Source organism: Caulobacter sp. Root487D2Y, from assembly GCF_001427165.1.
Lineage (GTDB): Bacteria > Pseudomonadota > Alphaproteobacteria > Caulobacterales > Caulobacteraceae > Caulobacter.
In genome coordinates this window covers 141781-156909 of the sequence record NZ_LMFD01000014.1, presented here as the reverse complement: position 1 = coordinate 156909, position 15129 = coordinate 141781, and the positions used below count along the sequence as shown (strand labels likewise).

The following is a 15129-nucleotide window of genomic DNA, read 5'->3' as shown; positions in this document are numbered from 1 at the left end:
TGCGGCCTAGTCGACGCAGATCGCGCCCGTCGTCTTGCCGCCCACGATCTTGGCGTAGCAGCCGAACTGGACGTTGGTCTTCTGGCACTGGCCGGTCGTGGCGCCCTGGGCCTCCAGGTTGCCCTCGGCGATGCAGGCGCCCTGGCAGTCGGCCTTGTCCGAGCAGGTCTTGCCGGCGTCGGCATAGGGCACGACGCAGGTCGGGCGCTGCAGGCGGCCGACGGGCTGCATGGAGCCGCCGCGCGCGGCGCAGGAGGCGTCGGCGCTCTGGGCGGCCGGTCGCGGCGCCGGCGCGGGCGCGCAGGCGGCCAGCAGCGACAGGGCGAGGCTCGTGGTGGCGATGATCGAGATCGTGCGCATGGAGGTCCTCTATGGATCCTATCGGCATTCAAGTCGGGCGCCGGGTCCTCGTCCTTCGACAAGCTCGGGATGAGGACCAAGCGCGGGCGGCGGCGGTGGAAGTCTCTTAGGCGACCGCGCCCATGAAGCTCGGCAGCCAGGCCTCGTGGGCCGTGCGCAGGGCTTCCAGCGGGATGTTGAACAGACCGGTCGAGGCGAAGGCCTCGCCGCCCGCCACGCCGGCCACGATGGCGTGGACGCCGGCGTCCTTGGCCGCCGCCAGAACCGCGTCCGGATCGGGCGTGGCGACCAGGTAGCGGGCCTGGTCCTCGCCGAACAGGTAGGGGTGGGCGTGGGTTTGGCTGGTGGCGTTCAGGGTGACGCCGACCTTGCTGGCCAGGGCGATGTCGGCCGCGGCGATCAGCAGGCCGCCGTCCGACAGGTCGTGCAGGCCGGCGACCAGGCCGGTCGGGATCAGGCCGCGCACGAAGTCGCCGTTCTTGCGCTCCATGCCCAGGTCGACCGGCGGCGGGGCGCCGTCCTCGCGGCCCAGGATCTCGCGCAGATAGATCGAGGCGCCCAGCTCGCCATGGGTCTCTCCGATCAGCACCAGGGTGTCGCCCTCGGCCACGTTGCCGAAGCCCATGCGCAGGTCGTAGTCGTCGATCAGGCCGACCGCCCCGACCGTCGGGGTCGGCGGAATGGCGACGCCGTTGGTCTCGTTGTAGAGGCTGACGTTTCCGCTCACGACCGGGAAGTCCAACGCCCGGCAGGCCTCGGCCATGCCGTCGGTGGCGCGGACGATCTGGCCCATGGTCTCGGGCTTTTCGGGGCTGCCGAAGTTGAGGTTGTCGGTGATGGCGATCGGCGTCGAACCGGCGGCCGTCAGGTTGCGCCAGGCCTCGGCCACGGCCTGCTTGCCGCCCTCGTAGGGGTCGTTCTGGACATAGCGCGGGGTGACGTCGCTGGTCACGGCGATGGCCTTGCCCTTGCCGTGGATGCGCACGATGCCGGCGTCGCAGCCGGTGGCGCTGTCTTCCAGGGTGTCGGCCATCACGTGGCGGTCGTACTGCTCCCACAGCCAGCGCTTGGAGGCCATGTCGGGGCTGCCGACCACCTTCAGCACGGCGGCGTTCCAGTCGGCGGGGCCGGCGATCTTGCCCGGATCGAGGCGCGGATGCAGCGTCGGCTGGACCCAGGGGCGGTCATACAGCGGCGCGTCGTCGAACAGCGGGGCCAGGGGCACGTCGCAGACGATCTGGCCGTGGTGCTTGAGCACCAGGTGGCCGGTGTCGGTGGTGTGGCCGATGACGGCGGCGTCCAGGCCCCACTTCTCGAAGATGGCGTGGCCTTCGTGCTCGCGGCCGGGCTTGAGGACCGCCAGCATGCGCTCCTGGCTTTCCGAGAGCATCATCTCGTAGGCGCTCATGCCCTCTTCGCGCTGGGGCACCATGTCCATGTTCAGCTCGATGCCGACCCCGCCCTTGCCGGCCATCTCGACCGACGAGGACGTCAGGCCCGCGGCGCCCATGTCCTGGATGGCGGCGACGGCGCCGGTGGCCATCAGTTCGAGCGTGGCCTCGATCAGCAGCTTCTCGGCGAAGGGGTCGCCGACCTGGACGGTGGGACGCTTCTCGTCGCTGTCCTGGTCGAACTCGGCGCTGGCCATGGTGGCGCCGTGGATGCCGTCGCGGCCGGTCTTCGAGCCGAAATAGACCACGGCCAGGCCCGCGCCCGGAGCGGCGGAGTAGAAGATCTTGTCGGCTTCGGCGTGGCCCACGCACATGGCGTTGACCAGGATGTTGCCGTTATAGCCCTTGTGGAAGTTGGTCTCGCCCGCGACCGTGGGGACGCCCACGCAGTTGCCGTAGCCGGCGATGCCGGCCACCACGCCGTCGACCAGGCGCTTGGTCTTGGGGTGGTCGGGCTCGCCGAAGCGCAGGGCGTTCAACAGGGCGATCGGCCGCGCGCCCATCGTGAACACGTCGCGCATGATGCCGCCCACGCCCGTCGCCGCGCCCTGATAGGGCTCGATGTAGGAGGGGTGGTTGTGGCTCTCCATCTTGAAGATGATCGCGTCGCCGTCGCCGATGTCGATCACGCCGGCGTTCTCGCCCGGACCGCAGATCACGCGCGGGCCGGTGATCGGGAACTTCTTCAGCTGGTTCTTGGACGACTTGTACGAGCAGTGCTCGGACCACATCACCGAGAACACCCCCAGCTCGACCAGATTGGGCTCGCGGCCCAGGCGGTCGAGGACGACGCCGTACTCCTCCGCGTTGAGGCCAAATTCACGGGCCGTGTCGGCCATGGACTTCGTGGGGGAGGGCGAGGTGCTCATGGGCGGGCCTTCTAGCGCGGCCAGGGGGATTCCGCTAGATTTCCCGCCCAAGGCTTTGTCTAAAATGACCGCTTCCCCGTCGCCTTGAAGCGAGCCGCCCCATGATCTCCCGCCGCCATCTGCTGGCGCTCGCCGCCGCCCTGCCGCTGACCGCCGCCGGGGCCGCGCCCGTTCGCGTGCGGATAGTCACCGATCTCGGGCCGATCGTCATCGAGCTTTGTCCGGACAAGGCGCCGATCACTGTGGCCAACTTCCTGGCCTATGCCGACCAGCATCTGCTGGACGGCGGGACCTTCTATCGGACCGTCTCGCCGAAGAACGACAACAACCCCGCCACCATCTCCGTCATCCAGGGCGGGCTGAACCGCGACGACAGTCCGCTGCCGGCCATCGTCCACGAGACCACCAAGGTCACGGGCCTGCGGCACACCGACGGGGTGATCTCGATGGCGCGGGGCGCGCCGGGCACGGCGGGTTCGGAGTTCTTCATCTGCATCGGCGACAACCCGGCCCTGGATTTCGGCGGCGCCCGCAACAAGGACGGCCAGGGCTTCGCGGCGTTCGGCAGGGTGGTCGAGGGCATGGACGTGGTCCGAAAGATCCACGACGCCCCCACCGTCAGCAAGGCCGACGACCCCTATATGAAGGGTCAGATTATCGAAAATCCGGTGAAGATTCAAAAGCTAAGCCGGAACTAAGGCAGCTTGGCGCTAGGAACGGGGACGGTCCCTGGCCGTTTTCTTGTCCGTGCGCGATCGGCGCGCTGTCCAAGGAGAAAGCCATGGGTGACGACAAGAAGACCCGCAATCCGCAACAGCAGCAGAACGACCCGCAGCGACAGTCCCCGGGTCAGCAGCACCAGCAAGGCGACCGCGATCGCCAGAAGGAACAAGGCCGCGATCCGGGCGGCCAGGCCAATCCGGATCAGCAGCGGCGCGACCGCTGACGCAAAACGCTCCGTGAATGTGAAGGAGGGGCCGGAGGCGTAAGCCTCCGGCCTCTTTTCGTGCGGCGAATACCTGCCCCCTACGGGTCGCTTCGCGACCGTCTTCCCCCACAGGGGGAAGAGGAAGGCGCGCGTCCTCCGCCCCCTATGGGGGCGGACAGACCGCGCAGCGGTCAGGTGGGGGCAAGTGCGTGCGCTACTGAACCACCGGCAGCTCGATGAAGCTGGCCGTGTCGCCCGCGTGATAGACCCGCTGCGTCGCCTTCACGTAGTCCGCCGGCTTGGCGAAGAAGATGTTGGGCACGAAGGTCTGCGGGTTGCGGTCGTAGAGCGGGAACCAGCTGGACTGCACCTGCACCATGATCCGGTGGCCCGGCTGGAACGTGTAGTTCGCGGTCGGCAGGATGAACTGGTACTTCAGCGGCGCATTGGCCTTCAGCGCCTTGGGAGCGCTGAAGCTCTCGCGATAGCGGCCGCGGAAGATGTCCATGCCCACGGCCAGCTGGTAGCCGCCCAGCTCGGGCTGGCTGGGGACCTCGTCGGGGAAGACGTCGATCAGCTTGACCACCCAGTCGCTGTCGCTGCCGCTGGTCGAGGCCGTCAGATTGACCTTCGGCACGCCGGCGATCTTCAGCGGCGCGGTCAGGGGCTCGGACACGTAGGACAGCACGTCGGTGCGGTCGGCCACCGCGCGCTGGTCGGTCAGCAGCCAGGGGGTCCACTTGTCGCGGTCGCCGAACTTCATCGGCCGTGGGATGTACGGCACCGGCTTGGCCGGATCGGAGACGTATTCGTCATAGGCCGCCGCGCCCTTGGCCGGGGCGGGGGCGCTGAACGACAGGCCGCCCTTCTCGGTCAGGTACAGCGGCTTGTTTCCGCCTTGCGGCCAGGACTTGTAGCGATCCCAGTGGTTCTGGCCCGGATCGTAGATCAGCACCGGCGGGGTGTCGGCCTTGGGGGCTCCGTCCTTCAGGTACTGGTTGAAGAACGGCAGCAGCACGTCGCGGCGGAACTGCAGGGCGGTGTCTCCGTCCCACTTGAAGGCGCCCAGGCTGGAGCCGTCGTAATTGACCTGGCTGTGACGCCAGGGGCCCAGCACCAGGTAGCTCTTGTCGTTGGCCGTGTCCTTGGGCTCGGTGGCCGCGTAGGCGTGCACCGCGCCCCACATGTCCTCCTGGTCCCACAGGCCCTGGATCCACATGGTCGGCACCTTGAGCGGCTGCTCGGCCATGGTCTTGTCCAGCGCCTGCTGGCTCCAGAACGGCGTGTAGGCGGCATTCTCGGTCATCTTCTTCCACCAGGGCAACTGGTCGATGCCGTTGGCCTTGGCGTAGTCGCCGGCCGAACCGGCGCGGCGGAAGTTCTCGTAGTCGTCGGGGCTCGGGCGCGCGACGCTGTCGCCGGCCCCGCGCTTGGTGGTCTGGCCGGTGAAATAGTCGAAGTTCACTTGCCGGAACGCGCCGAAGTGGAACCAGTCGTCGCCCATCCAGCCGTCGACCATCGGGCTCATCGGCGCGGCCACCTTCAGGGCCGGGTGCGGATTCACCAGCGCCATCACCACCGTGAAGCCCTCGTAGGACGAGCCCAGCATGCCGACCTTGCCGTTGCTCTCGGGCACGTTCTTGGTCAGCCATTCGATGGTGTCGTAGGCGTCGGTGGCGTGGTCGACCTCGCTGTTGTTCAGCGGCCCCTTCAGCGGGCGGGTCATCACATAGTCGCCTTCCGAGCCGTACTTGCCGCGGATGTCCTGGAACACGCGGATATAGCCGTCCTTGACGAACACCTCGTCGCCCTGGGCCAGGGTGGCCAACATGGACGGGCTGTCGTTGCGGGCGGCGCGCTTGGCGGCGTTGTAGGGCGTGCGGGTGAAGAGGATAGGAGCGTTCTTGGCGCCCTTGGGGACCACGATCACGGTGTAGAGCTTGGTTCCGTCGCGCATGGGCACCATGACCACGCGCTTGTCGTAGTCATAGCCGGCCTTGGACGCGACGTACTTGCCGTCGATGTCCGGCGTCAGGGCGGGCGTCTGGGCGTGAACCGTGGTGGCGAAGGCGGTGAGGGCGGCGGCGGCCAGCAGGCCGGCGCGGAGGGTGGACGCAAGACTCATGGAAAAGCTCCCCAATGGTGCGGCCACCTTAGGAGCGGTTTTTGGCGGGCGCTATAACATAACAGCGTTCAGAGGCTTCTAGCGCGCGTAGACGCCGTCGAAGCTCACCGAAGCGCCACCGCAGCTTCCGCTGTCGGCGACGACCATGTGCCTGCCGACCCGACGCATGCGGACGTCGCAGAAGGGCTCGGTGCCTTCGGGGTCGGCATATTCGGCGTTGACGCCCTTGACCTCCAGCAGGCCGTCGAACGCGCCTGAATGCTGCGAGACGGGGCCGGACCAGGTGGCGTCGCCGGCGGCCCGCAGGCCCTTCTTGGTGCGCTTGATCGTGATCTGGTTGTCGCCGAAGCGCCAATCGCCGAGCCAGTCGCCCTCGCCGGACGGGGCGACGGCGGACTTGACCAGGTCGGCCTTCTTCAGCCAGCCCACGGTGTGGCGATCGCCGCGCCCGTACCAGGCGCAGGCCCAGCCGTTCTCGACCTTGCTGACCAGCACCTCGTCCTGAACGACGAGATAGCTCTTCAGCCGGCAGCTCGGCGCGTCGGGGCAACCCTCGCCGTTATTGTGGAAGTAGGTCCGCCCTTGGCCGGGTGGCGAGACGTTGTAGACCGCCACGCCGTCCTGGGCGAAGGAGACGAAATCGCCGTAGCCGCAACGGTTGTCGGCGGCCTGGGCGACGGCGGCCGCCATCAGTCCGGCGACGAGAGAGGCTGCGGTGATCGAAAAACGACGCATCGGAACCCCCGTTTCTTGTCGTCGTCAGGCGCTGGCGAAAATGCTTCGGAACAGGATCGCGCCGTCCTCCGAGCCCAGGTCCGGGTCGAACGAGCGGTCGGGGTGGGGCATCAGGCCCAGGATATTGCCCTTGGCGTTCATGATGCCGGCGATGTCGCGGGCCGAGCCGTTGGGATTGTCCTGGTAGCGGAACACCACCTGGCCTTCGCCCTCGATGCGGTCGAGGGTCTGTTCGTCGGCGAAGAAGTTGCCCTCGCCGTTGCCGACCGTCATCACGGCCGAGCGCTGCTCGCCGAAGCTGGCGGTGAAGCGGGTCTGGCTATTGACCACGTCCAGGGTCACCGGCTTGCAGATGTACTTGAGCTTCTCGTTGCGCAGCAGGGCGCCGGGCAGCAGGCCCGCCTCGCACAGCACCTGGAAACCGTTGCAGATGCCCACGATCGCGACGCCGTCGTCAGCGGCCTTGATGACTTCGCGCATCACCGGGCTCTGGGCGGCCATGGCCCCGCACCGCAGATAGTCGCCGTACGAGAAGCCGCCGGGCAGGACGATCAGGTCCAGGTCGTCCGGCAGGGCCGTCTCCTGGTGCCAGACCATCTCGACGCGGGCTCCAGCGGAGCGCTCGATGGCGACCTTGCAGTCACGATCGCAATTGGAACCGGGGAAGACGACGACGGCGGCTTTCATGGCGCGGGCCTGTAGCACCGTTCGCGGGGATTGTCAGCGGCGCTTCGTCCTAAACTCCAGCCAGCCCCCGCACCTCCGCCAACGCCAGGTCCACCTCGGCCGGCGAGTTCATCAGGCTGGGCGTCAGCCGCACGTGCTGGATGGCGTAGGGCGCGGCCGAGGCGACGATCCGGCGGCGGCGCAGGGCGGCCACCGCCGAGTCGGTCGACAGGCCGTGGACGTCGAACGAGACGATGCCGGCCGACAGTCGCGGATCGCGCGGCGTGACCAGCCGCACGTGCGGCATCAACGCCAGCCCGGCCTTCAGCTGGTTGGCCAGCTCGGTGGTGCGGGCCGCCACCTGGGCCTTGCCGATCTTCTCGTGGAACTCGATCGCGGCCGGAATCGACCACAGGTGCTCGAAGGCCTTGAAGCCGCCGGGCGACATCAGCGGGCCGTCGGTGTTCTCCAGCAGCGGCGCGTTGTTGATCCAGGCGCTCCAGGCGGCGCTGTCGACATAGGTCGGAATGGTCGGCCGCAGCCTCTGCCAGCCGCGGGCGTTGGCGGCGATGACCCCGGTGCCGCGCGGCCCGAACAGCCACTTGTGACAGCCGGCGAAGAAGATGTCGCAACCCAGGCCGGCCAGGGTGAAGTCCTGATTGCCGAAGCCGTGAACCCCGTCGACGATCAGCAGGATCTGCTCCGTCGGCTGACGAGCGGCGTTGATCGGCGCCAGGGCCGCGGCGATGGCCGGCAGGGGGATCTTCAGCCCGGTGCTCGAGTGCACCCAGGTCAGGGCCAGGGCGCGTGTCCGGGGCGTGATGGCCGTCATCAGCCGGCCGACCATCTGCGGCTCCGACACCGTCTCGATGCTGTCGAACAGGTCGATGCGCCGCACGATCGTGCCGTTGCGCAAGGCGGCGCGGCGCAGGCTCTCGTGGGTGATGTAGTAGTCCTGGTTGGTGGTGATGATCTCGTCGCCGGGCAGCAGCTTCAGCCCGCTATAGATCAGGCCCGCGCCCATGGTGGTGCTGTCGGTCAGGGCGACCTGGTCGCTCTCGAGCGCCAGATACCGGCCGGCGGCGGCGCGGCTGTAGCTCTGCAGGCGTCGGTTGTTGTCTTCCAGATAGGTCACCGGCCGCCAGTCGAGTTCGCGGCGGAACTGGTCGATCGCCTTGCGCACCGGCAGAGGGTGGGTGGCGATCAGCATGGCGCTCATGTTGACCTGGTCGGGGGCGGTCTCGAACTGGGCCTTCACGGCGGCCCAGTCGACCGGAGGCAGTGGCGCGCCGGACGCGACGGGCGCGGCGGCGGGTCCGGGATAGGCGGACGGCGGCGCGGGCTTGGGATAGGAGGTCGGTGGCGTGGGTTTCGGATACGAGGTCGGCGACCTGGGCCCGGGATACGAGCCCGGCGGTATCTTGGGCGGCGTGGTTGCTGGAGAAACAGCCTGCCGCGCCAGGGCCGACCCCGCGGCCATCGCCAAGCCGGATCCCAAGAGGAAGTCCCTGCGGCCTACGCTCATCACACTGTCCCAGCCTACCTGCTGAGACAACGCCGCCCGAAGGAGAAGCGTTCAGACGCGCGGGAAGCCGGCTAGGCGCACTCGTCCAGCACCGGCTCCACGCTCGCCTGGTCCGGAGCCGGGAAGGGAACCTTGAACGTGAAGGCCTCTGGCGTCGGGCCGTTGGCCTCGAGCAGGGCCAGCTTGGCCTTGGCTTCCTCGATGGTCGGCCGGCGGCCGGCGGGCACCCACCACAGGACCATGTAGAGGTCAATGTGCTCGAACCACTCGCGGCGGCGGCGCATGATCGCCACGTGGTCGCTGCGATAGACATAGGCGCCGAGCGAGGGGATGTCGGTCCAGACCGACATGTTCATCGCCATCAGCGGGTCGTCGTAGGGCTTGATGTCGGTGGCGTTGTCGCCCTCGCCGGTCAGCCGCCAGACGAAGCCAGGCGAGGCCTCGGCCAGGGCGTTGATGGGGTCGAGGTTGTCGACGAAGTCCTTGATCATCGGATGATCGACCGGCGCGCGCAGGCGCCCGAAATTGACCTGGGCCAGTTCGAACTTCGCGCTCATGGAATCCCTCCGCCGGTTTCATCGAACATGGGGCGGCGAAGCTTGGAGGGAAGGCCCAGGCAAAGAAAAAGCGCCGCTCCAGGGGAGGGCGCTCGATCGTGACGCGGTTGGGGACATGCGCATGCGCATGTCCCCAGGCGTCGCCCTAGGCGATCTCGACGCGGTAGCTTTCGATGACCGCGTTGGCCAGCAGCTTGTCGCACATGGCCTTGACCTCGGCTTCGGCCTTGGCGGCGTCGGTCTGCGTCAGGTCGAACTCGATGGTCCGGCCGACCCGCACGCCCGACACGTCGGACCAGCCCAGGCCGTGCAGGGCGGCTTCGACGGCCTTGCCCTGAACGTCCAGGACGCCGGGCTTGAGGAACACTTGAACCTTGGCTTTCATGATCTTCCCGACTAGTGCACGCCGCCTTGGATGACGGTGGGCATTTCCTTCATGATGCCGAGGCGGCGGGCCACCTCGGTGTAGCTTTCGATGACATTGCCCAGATCGCGGCGGAACCGGTCCTTGTCCATCTTCTCGTTGGTGGCCGAGTCCCACAGGCGGCAGCTGTCGGGGCTGATCTCGTCGGCCAGGATCACGCGGCTGAAGTCACCTTCATAGACGCGGCCGAACTCGATCTTGAAGTCCACCAGGGTGATGCCGACGCCGCTGAACAGGCCCGACAGGTAGTCGTTCACCCGCAGGGCCATGGCCATCATGTCGTCGATCTCCTGGGTGGCGGCCCAGTTGAACGCGGTGATGTGCTCCTCGGAGACCATCGGGTCGCCCAGCTTGTCGTCCTTGTAGTAGAACTCGATGATCGAGCGCGGCAGCGGGGTGCCTTCGGCCAGGCCCAGGCGCGTGGCGATCGAGCCGGCGGCGATGTTGCGCACCACCACTTCGAGCGGGATGATCTCGACTTCCTTGATCAGTTGCTCGCGCAGGCTCAGGCGGCGGATGAAGTGGTTCTGCACGCCGATGCCGTTCAGACGAGTCATGATGTACTCGCTGATCCGGTTGTTGATCACGCCCTTGCCCTCGAGAACCGCCTTTTTCTGGGCGTTGAAGGCGGTGGCGTCGTCCTTGAAGTACTGGATGAGGGTGCCCGGCTCGGGTCCCTCGTACAGGATCTTGGCCTTGCCTTCGTAGATCTTCTTGCGGCGGGTGGTCATGGCTCTCGTCGAGGCCCTTCATGGTTGCGGGCGCGCCCTTCCCGGAATAATCCGGAGAAACGAAAAGCGCGCGCGGCGGATAGCTGCGCGCGGCGTTCGACTCAAGGCCGCTCACGAAAAATGTCGTCGCGAAACTAGCTGAACGCGGCCCTTGGCGCAAACAGCCCTAGTCTCGGCGGCGGGATTGTGAGCGGGATTGTGAACGTATCTGGGGCAATGCGGCGTTGCTTCCGATTGCCGGGCGGCTCGCCACGGGATATGCAGCCGGCTCAGAGACTATTGGGGCTTTCATGACCACCTTCGACGAACGCGAACAGGGTTTCGAACGCAAGTTCGCGCTGGAGCAGGAACAAGAGTTCAAGGCGACCGCCCGTCGCAACCGCCTGCTGGGCGAATGGGCGGCCGGCCTGATGGGCCTGACGACCATCGAGGAATACGCCCGCGCCGTGGTGAAGTCCGACTTCGAGCAGCCCGGCGACGAGGATGTGCTGCGCAAGGTCGCCGGCGACCTGAAGGGCTCGGGCGTCAGTGTCAGCGAGGGCGAGGTCCGCCGGAAGATGGACGAACTGCTGGCCCTGGCCCGCGGTCAGATCGCCGCCGGCGAGTAGGCTTTCGCGTTTGCGATGCTGAAAGGGCCGCCCCTCGGGGCGGCCCTTTGCGTGTCACCACACCCGCGAGCGATCCTCGGGCTTCAGGTAATAGGTGTCGCCCGGCTTGACCCCGAAGGCGGCGTACCAGGCGTCGACGTTGCGGGTGGGGCCCACCACGCGGAACGACGACGGCGAATGCGGGTCGGACGCCATCTGCTGCTTGAGCGAGTCGGGGCGGGTCTTGTCCTGCCAGGCCTGGGCGAAGGCCAGGAACAGGCGCTGGTCGCCGGTCAGTCCGCCGATCACCGGGGCGGGCTTGCCGTCCAGCGAGGCGTGGTAGGCGTCCAGGGCCACCTGCAGGCCGGCCAGGTCGGCGATGTTCTCGCCCATGGTCAGCTTGCCGTTGATCTTGCTGCCAGGCACGGGCTCGTAGGTGTCGTACTGCTTGCCCAGCACGTCGGCCTGGGCGTCGAAGCGCTTGGCGTCCTCGGCGGTCCACCAGTCGCGCAGCTTGCCGGTGGCGTCGATCTTGCGGCCCTGGTCGTCGAAGCCGTGGCTGATCTCGTGGCCGATCACCGCGCCGATCGCGCCGTAGTTCACCGCCGGATCGGCCGCCGGGTCGAAATAGGGGGCCTGCAGGATGCCGGCCGGGAAGACGATCTTGTTCTCCAGCCCGCCGTTGTAGGCGTTCACCGTCTGCGGGGTCATGCCCCACTTGGCGTGATCGACCGGCTTGCCCAGGTCGCTCAGGGTGTAGGCCCACTCGAACCGCCGGCTGGCCGCGACGTTGCCGTAGAGGTCGTTCACGTCCAGCTTCAGGCCCGAATAGTCGCGCCACTTGTCCGGATAGCCGACCATCACCTGCATCTTGGACAGCTTGGTCAGGGCCTCGGTCTTGGTGGCTGGGCTCATCCACGGCGCCTGCTGGATCCGCGCCGCCATGGCCGTCTTCAGATTGGCGATCAGCTCGACCATCTGGGCCTTGGAGCTGGGCGGGAAGTACTTGGCGACATAGGTCTGGCCGACCACCTCGCCCAGGCTGCCGTCGACCAGTTGCACGCCGCGCTTCCAGCGGGGCCGCAGGGTGGCCTGGCCGGTCAGGACCTTGATGTACTCGAAGCGGCTGTCGACGAAGCGCTTGGAAAGGTAGGGCGAGGTCTCGGACACGACGTTGGCGGTTTGCCAGGCCTTGAGGGTCTCCAGCGGGGTCTCGGCGTAGATCTTGGCGATGTCGCGCACGGCGGTCTTCTCGCCCAGCACCACCTTGGTCAGACCCGGCATGTCGGCGGCGGTCAGATAGCCGGACCAGGGGAACGGCGCGTAGGCGTCCAGCTCGGCGGCGGTGACGGGGTTGTAGACCTTGTCGATGTCGCGACGCTCGGCGACTTCCCAGCTGACCTTCGCGATCCTGGTCTCGAAGGCCAGGACGTCGGCGGCCGACTTGGCCGGGTCCGGATAGCCGGCCATCTTCAGGGCCCGCTCGACAAAGGCCGTATAGGCCGCCAGCTGCGGCTTGAAGCCGTCGGTCAGGTAGTAGTCGCGGTCGGGCAGGCCCAGGCCGGCCTGGCCGATATAGAGGGTGTTGATCTCGGGGTTCTTGGCGTCCGGAGCGATGTCCAGCGAGAAGACGCCGCTGCCGAACCCGCCTTGGGCGGCGCCCATGGCGGCGGCGAACTCGGCCTTGGTCTTGATCGCGGCGATCTTGGCCAGATCAGCCTTCAGGGGCTTGTCGTCGACCGCCTCGACCTTGGCCTCGTCGACGAAGCTCTTGTACAGGGCGCCGATCTGGGTCGAGGGCTCGGCCGTCTCGATCAGGGTGCGCAGCTGGTCCTGCGAGCGGTTGTAGACGTCGTAGCCGACGCCGGCCGAGCCCTGGTCGTCGGGGATCTTGGTGCGCGCCGCCCAGGCGCCGTTGGCGTACTTGTCGAAATCGGAGCCCGGCGAGACCGACTTGTCGCCGGCGGTCAGATCGACGCCCCAGTCGCCGTACATCGGTTTGCCCACAGGGGGCTTGCTAGGAGGATCGGCGGCGACGGCGGCGGTGGACATCGCGAACGCCGAGACGGCGGCCAGCAGGATCGTGCGCATTGGAACAAGGTCTCCCCTTAGAGCCGGGGATGCTGCCCTAGTTGTGAGGCGGGCGCAGATGAAAATCCTGTAATGTGGCGGAGCTTTGGGCGTTCGCCTTCAGGCGAGCCACTCGCTGATCGCCCGCCAGGCTTCCGCCTTCTGCTCGAACGACCGCGCCGCGTGGGCCGGACTGGACGACGGCAGGGCCAGGGTCGCGACGCGGCCGCCGATCAGCCGTCCGCCCAGCCTGGCCGCCGTCCCGCCGTTGAAGGCCACGGCGCGCAAGGCTGGCAGGGCGTCGATCAGGGCGACCAGATCGTTGGCGGCCGGGTCGCGGATGGCGGCGTCCAGGCTGCCGGGCCGGTCGGCCTCGGCGATCACGTCCCATAGGCCCACGCCGCGCGAGAGCAGGGCGGCCAGGCGGTCTTCATAGGGCAGGGGCACGAGGGGCGTGTCCACCACGCCCTCCATCAGCCGCCAGAAGGCGTTGCGCGGATTGCCGTAATACTGGGCGAGCGCCAGCGAGGCCTCGCCCGGCAGGCTGCCCAGGATCAGGACGCGCGTGTTCGCGTCGACGACCGCCGGGAAGCCCGCCTTGCGGGTCATTGGGCGGTTAGCCCTGCTCGCCGAACACGCGCTTGAAGATCACGTCGACGTTCTTGGTGTGGTAGCCGTAGTCGAACAACTCCTCGAGCTCGGCGTCGCTCAGGGCCTTGGAGACCACCGGGTCGGCCTTCAGGAAGTCGATGAACCGGCCTTCGCCGCGCCACACCTTCATCGAATTGCCCTGCACGGCCGCATAGGCGTCCTCGCGGCTGACGTTCTTGTGGGTCAGGGCCAGCATCACCCGCTGCGAGAACACCAGGCCGCCCAGCTTGTCCAGGTTCTTGGCCATGTTGTCGGGATAGATGTTGAAGCGCTCGATTACGCCCGCCAGGCGGCGCAGGGCGAAGTCTAGGTGGATGGTGGCGTCCGGCCCGATGCCGCGCTCGACCGACGAGTGGCTGATGTCGCGCTCGTGCCAGAGGGCGACGTTCTCCATCGCCGGGGTCACGGCCGAGCGCACCAGCCGGGCCAGGCCCGTCAGGTTCTCGGTCAGGATCGGGTTGCGCTTGTGGGGCATGGCCGAGCTGCCCTTCTGGCCCGGATCGAACGGCTCCTCGGCCTCCAGCACCTCGGTGCGCTGCAGGTGGCGGATCTCGGTGGCCAGGCGCTCGACCGACGAGGCGACCACGCCCAGGGCGGCGAAATAGGCCGCGTGGCGGTCGCGCGGGATCACCTGGGTGGAGACCGGCTCGACAGCCAAGCCCATCTTGTCGGCCACGTGCTGTTCGACCCGCGGATCGACATTGGCGAAGGTGCCCACCGCGCCGGAGATCGCGCAGGTGGCGATCTCGAACTTGGCCATCGCCAGGCGCTCCTTGGCGCGCTGGAACTCGGCGTAGTAGCCGGCCAGTTTCAGGCCGAAGGTGATCGGCTCGGCGTGGATGCCGTGGCTGCGGCCGACGCAGACCGTCATCTTGTGTTCCAGGGCCCGGCGCTTCAGGGCGGCCAGGATCAGGTCGACGTCTTCCAGCAGCAGGTCGGTGGCCTTGGAGAGCTGCACGGCGAAGCAGGTGTCCAGCACGTCGCTGCTGGTCATGCCCTGGTGCAGGAAGCGGGCCTCGGGGCCGACGATCTCGGCCACGTGGGTCAGGAAGGCGATGACGTCGTGCTTGGTGACGCGCTCGATCTCGTCGATGCGGTCGCTGTCCCAGACCGCGTCGCGGCCCTTTTCCCAGATCGTCTCGGCGGCCAGCTTGGGGATGACCCCCAGCTCGGCCATGGCGTCGGCGGCGTGAGCCTCGATCTCGAACCAGATCTTGTACTTGGTCTGGCTGGACCAGATGGCGGCGGCTTCGGGGCGGGAATAGCGGGTGATCATGAGGCGGGCGTTTGGTCCCGTCCGTCGGGTGAGTCAAGGGAAGGGGATTATTACTTGGAAGATCCTCCCCCTGTGGGGGAGGTGTCGGCGAAGCCGACGGAGGGGGAGTTTGCCGAGGTGGGTCCGCTCCCCCCACCGGCGCTTCTGCGCCCCCTCCCCCACAGGGGGAGGGTC

The 15129-nt window shown here is 67.8% G+C and carries 15 protein-coding genes; 3 read left to right on the top strand and 12 right to left on the bottom strand.

Translation table 11 applies throughout. The features are described 5' to 3' along the window. Window positions 1-6: 6 nt before the first annotated feature. Both ASD38_RS21065 and purL read right to left on the bottom strand, forming a co-directional pair. Window positions 7-360, bottom strand: coding sequence for a hypothetical protein (locus ASD38_RS21065; RefSeq protein ID WP_056445923.1), 354 nt, complete (start codon window positions 358-360; stop codon window positions 7-9). 106 nt (window positions 361-466) lie between these two features. Beyond that, window positions 467-2680 carry a phosphoribosylformylglycinamidine synthase subunit PurL gene (gene purL / locus ASD38_RS21060; RefSeq protein ID WP_056445920.1) on the bottom strand — a complete coding sequence of 738 codons (2214 nt, stop codon included), beginning with the start codon at window positions 2678-2680 and terminating at the stop codon, window positions 467-469. 101 nt (window positions 2681-2781) lie between these two features. Here purL and ASD38_RS21055 point away from each other — a divergent pair, with 101 nt between their 5' ends. Both ASD38_RS21055 and ASD38_RS24360 read left to right on the top strand, forming a co-directional pair. Next, window positions 2782-3378, top strand: coding sequence for a peptidylprolyl isomerase (locus ASD38_RS21055; RefSeq protein WP_056463158.1), 597 nt, complete (start codon window positions 2782-2784; stop codon window positions 3376-3378). Between the two features lie 83 nt (window positions 3379-3461). After that, window positions 3462-3626 carry a hypothetical protein gene (locus tag ASD38_RS24360; RefSeq protein ID WP_200941457.1) on the top strand — a complete coding sequence of 55 codons (165 nt, stop codon included), beginning with the start codon at window positions 3462-3464 and terminating at the stop codon, window positions 3624-3626. 196 nt (window positions 3627-3822) lie between these two features. Here the strand turns inward: ASD38_RS24360 and ASD38_RS21050 are convergent, their stop codons facing one another. From ASD38_RS21050 to purC, 7 genes are all read right to left on the bottom strand, one after another. Continuing rightward, window positions 3823-5733 carry a CocE/NonD family hydrolase gene (locus tag ASD38_RS21050; RefSeq protein WP_056463155.1) on the bottom strand — a complete coding sequence of 637 codons (1911 nt, stop codon included), beginning with the start codon at window positions 5731-5733 and terminating at the stop codon, window positions 3823-3825. A 78-nt stretch (window positions 5734-5811) separates the two neighbouring features. Then, window positions 5812-6468 carry a hypothetical protein gene (locus ASD38_RS21045; protein ID WP_056463152.1) on the bottom strand — a complete coding sequence of 219 codons (657 nt, stop codon included), beginning with the start codon at window positions 6466-6468 and terminating at the stop codon, window positions 5812-5814. Between the two features lie 24 nt (window positions 6469-6492). Continuing rightward, window positions 6493-7155 carry a phosphoribosylformylglycinamidine synthase subunit PurQ gene (purQ, locus tag ASD38_RS21040; RefSeq protein WP_056445906.1) on the bottom strand — a complete coding sequence of 221 codons (663 nt, stop codon included), beginning with the start codon at window positions 7153-7155 and terminating at the stop codon, window positions 6493-6495. A gap of 49 nt (window positions 7156-7204) precedes the next feature. Then, complete coding sequence (locus ASD38_RS21035) at window positions 7205-8614, bottom strand: aminotransferase class V-fold PLP-dependent enzyme (RefSeq protein ID WP_235523926.1); 1410 nt, start codon at window positions 8612-8614, stop codon at window positions 7205-7207. Window positions 8615-8730: 116 nt separating this feature from the next. Beyond that, window positions 8731-9216, bottom strand: a complete 486-nt coding sequence (locus tag ASD38_RS21030) for a DUF3291 domain-containing protein (protein WP_056463146.1) — start codon at window positions 9214-9216, stop codon at window positions 8731-8733. Between the two features lie 145 nt (window positions 9217-9361). After that, window positions 9362-9601, bottom strand: a complete 240-nt coding sequence (purS, locus tag ASD38_RS21025; protein ID WP_056445899.1) for a phosphoribosylformylglycinamidine synthase subunit PurS — start codon at window positions 9599-9601, stop codon at window positions 9362-9364. A gap of 11 nt (window positions 9602-9612) precedes the next feature. Then, window positions 9613-10371 (bottom strand): phosphoribosylaminoimidazolesuccinocarboxamide synthase, encoded by a 759-nt coding sequence (purC, locus tag ASD38_RS21020; protein ID WP_056445895.1) that lies wholly within the window; start codon window positions 10369-10371, stop codon window positions 9613-9615. 290 nt (window positions 10372-10661) lie between these two features. On the opposite strand from purC, the gene ASD38_RS21015 reads away from it, so the two are divergent. Next, the gene (locus ASD38_RS21015; RefSeq protein WP_056445892.1) at window positions 10662-10979 is read left to right on the top strand and encodes a DUF1476 domain-containing protein; all 318 of its coding nucleotides are present in this window, start codon (window positions 10662-10664) and stop codon (window positions 10977-10979) included. Window positions 10980-11033: 54 nt separating this feature from the next. Here the strand turns inward: ASD38_RS21015 and ASD38_RS21010 are convergent, their stop codons facing one another. The 3 genes from ASD38_RS21010 to purB form a co-directional block, all read right to left on the bottom strand. After that, on the bottom strand, window positions 11034-13049 hold the full coding sequence (locus ASD38_RS21010; protein WP_056445889.1) for a M13 family metallopeptidase: 2016 nt from the start codon (window positions 13047-13049) through the stop codon (window positions 11034-11036). A gap of 99 nt (window positions 13050-13148) precedes the next feature. Beyond that, entirely contained in the window at window positions 13149-13637 is a 489-nt protein-coding gene (locus tag ASD38_RS21005) for a DNA-deoxyinosine glycosylase (protein WP_056463143.1), read from the bottom strand. Window positions 13638-13644: 7 nt separating this feature from the next. Next, window positions 13645-14955 (bottom strand): adenylosuccinate lyase, encoded by a 1311-nt coding sequence (gene purB, locus ASD38_RS21000; RefSeq protein WP_056463140.1) that lies wholly within the window; start codon window positions 14953-14955, stop codon window positions 13645-13647. Window positions 14956-15129 lie beyond the last annotated feature (174 nt).

What these genes read in the sequence shown, in the direction of transcription:
- ASD38_RS21065 (WP_056445923.1), bottom strand. Translation starts at nt 360, where the DNA reads ATGCGCACGATCTCGATCATCGCCACCACGAGCCTCGCCCTGTCGCTG.
- purL (WP_056445920.1), bottom strand. Translation starts at nt 2,680, where the DNA reads ATGAGCACCTCGCCCTCCCCCACGAAGTCCATGGCCGACACGGCCCGT.
- ASD38_RS21055 (WP_056463158.1), top strand. Translation starts at nt 2,782, where the DNA reads ATGATCTCCCGCCGCCATCTGCTGGCGCTCGCCGCCGCCCTGCCGCTG.
- ASD38_RS24360 (WP_200941457.1), top strand. Translation starts at nt 3,462, where the DNA reads ATGGGTGACGACAAGAAGACCCGCAATCCGCAACAGCAGCAGAACGAC.
- ASD38_RS21050 (WP_056463155.1), bottom strand. Translation starts at nt 5,733, where the DNA reads ATGAGTCTTGCGTCCACCCTCCGCGCCGGCCTGCTGGCCGCCGCCGCC.
- ASD38_RS21045 (WP_056463152.1), bottom strand. Translation starts at nt 6,468, where the DNA reads ATGCGTCGTTTTTCGATCACCGCAGCCTCTCTCGTCGCCGGACTGATG.
- purQ (WP_056445906.1), bottom strand. Translation starts at nt 7,155, where the DNA reads ATGAAAGCCGCCGTCGTCGTCTTCCCCGGTTCCAATTGCGATCGTGAC.
- ASD38_RS21035 (WP_235523926.1), bottom strand. Translation starts at nt 8,614, where the DNA reads ATGGCCGCGGGGTCGGCCCTGGCGCGGCAGGCTGTTTCTCCAGCAACC.
- ASD38_RS21030 (WP_056463146.1), bottom strand. Translation starts at nt 9,216, where the DNA reads ATGAGCGCGAAGTTCGAACTGGCCCAGGTCAATTTCGGGCGCCTGCGC.
- purS (WP_056445899.1), bottom strand. Translation starts at nt 9,601, where the DNA reads ATGAAAGCCAAGGTTCAAGTGTTCCTCAAGCCCGGCGTCCTGGACGTT.
- purC (WP_056445895.1), bottom strand. Translation starts at nt 10,371, where the DNA reads ATGACCACCCGCCGCAAGAAGATCTACGAAGGCAAGGCCAAGATCCTG.
- ASD38_RS21015 (WP_056445892.1), top strand. Translation starts at nt 10,662, where the DNA reads ATGACCACCTTCGACGAACGCGAACAGGGTTTCGAACGCAAGTTCGCG.
- ASD38_RS21010 (WP_056445889.1), bottom strand. Translation starts at nt 13,049, where the DNA reads ATGCGCACGATCCTGCTGGCCGCCGTCTCGGCGTTCGCGATGTCCACC.
- ASD38_RS21005 (WP_056463143.1), bottom strand. Translation starts at nt 13,637, where the DNA reads ATGACCCGCAAGGCGGGCTTCCCGGCGGTCGTCGACGCGAACACGCGC.
- purB (WP_056463140.1), bottom strand. Translation starts at nt 14,955, where the DNA reads ATGATCACCCGCTATTCCCGCCCCGAAGCCGCCGCCATCTGGTCCAGC.